The following is a 1,381-nucleotide window of genomic DNA, read 5'->3' as shown; positions in this document are numbered from 1 at the left end:
CAGTGGTCGTCACCATCGGCACACCCACCGACCTCGCGCCGGCACGCTGCAACAAACTCCGCATAATGTACTGGGCACGCTCGGTACCCTGCTCCGCGATCAACGCATCAAGGGACTCAATCCACTCCGCGGTCTCTTCCGGATCACGATCAGGCAGCTGGGCAGTCAACCCGCTGAGGATGTGTGAGGTCTCTTCTCCTGCAGCCACGTCCAACCTCTCTTCATTGAATGTCTGGGCGCTTGCTCTGTGGGGGCGCTCAAGGAATTTCGTATTGTGAGAATAAAATTCTGCAATTCGAGATTACGTCCGCTGGTGGGCAGCGTCAACACGGATTGCGTAACCGCAACAGTCAACTGGGAAACCGCTGCCCAAGCAACCAAATGTGACCCTGCATACACCATGGACCCTTGACGTTACGTGACCCGGGTCATAGGGTGCTTTCACTATTCAATAACTAGATTCCGCATTGTGGAATCAGTACGAAGTGGAGATCCACGATGCAGACGACTTCATCAGTCGGCGTCACTGAGACTCCGGGAGACAAAAACGCAGGTGGCCCCAACCACCCGGTGGTGGGCAACACCGATCTCTGCGCCATTGCTTCCGAAGCAGCAGGCCGTACCATCAGCCCCAGTCTTTACAACATCGACCTCGCACCCACCAAGGCCAAGGGCCGCAAATGGACCAGCTACAGCATCTTTACCCTCTGGGCCAATGACGTCCACAGCCTGGGTAACTACGCGTTCGCCATTGGCCTGTTCTCCCTCGGCCTGGGCGGCTGGCAAATCCTGGTAGCTCTGGGGATTGGTGCCATCCTCCTGTTCGCCCTCTTGAATTTCTCCGGGTTCATGGGTGAAAAGACCGGGGTTCCTTTCCCTGTCATGAGCCGTATCAGCTTCGGCATCAGGGGAGCCCAGATCGCCAGCCTTGTGCGCGGCGCCGTTGCCGTTGCCTGGTTTGGAATCCAGACGTATCTGGCCTCCGTGGTCCTGCGCGTGATGCTCGTGGCCATGGCTCCCGGACTCAAGGACTTGGACAGCAACTCCATCCTTGGCCTCTCAACGCTTGGCTGGCTTTCCTTTGTTGCGCTCTGGATTGTCCAGCTGGTCATCGTGAGCTTCGGCATGGAAATGATCCGTAAGTATGAAGCCTTTGCCGGTCCCATCATCCTGGTCACCATGGCTGCGATCGCCGTGTGGGTCTTCATCGAAGCCGGTGGTGCTATCCAGTGGAGCGGCATCAAGGGCCTCGAAGGTACCGAAATGTGGCTCACCATCTTTGCCGGCGGCGCCCTCTGGGTTTCCATTTACGGAACGTTCGTCCTGAACTTCTGTGACTTCACCCGTTCTTCGGCCTCCAAGAAGTCGATCGTCAAGGGCA

General features: G+C 57.4%; 2 protein-coding genes. One reads left to right on the top strand and one right to left on the bottom strand.

Annotated features, from left to right (window positions below; genetic code table 11):
* Nucleotides 1–208 (bottom strand): hypothetical protein (locus HP499_RS24950; RefSeq protein WP_309138448.1); only part of this gene is annotated, 208 nt, incomplete at its 3' end.
* A gap of 290 nt (nucleotides 209–498) precedes the next feature.
* Here HP499_RS24950 and HP499_RS24265 point away from each other — a divergent pair.
* Nucleotides 499–1,381, top strand: an 883-nt coding sequence (locus tag HP499_RS24265; RefSeq protein WP_172326575.1) for a cytosine permease, incomplete at its 3' end; no start/stop codon positions are given.

The organism is Paenarthrobacter sp. CM16, assembly GCF_013179505.1.
Classification (GTDB): domain Bacteria; phylum Actinomycetota; class Actinomycetes; order Actinomycetales; family Micrococcaceae; genus Arthrobacter.
Note: the sequence above shows the minus strand (reverse complement) of the source record. Positions and strands in the feature narration are given on the sequence as shown.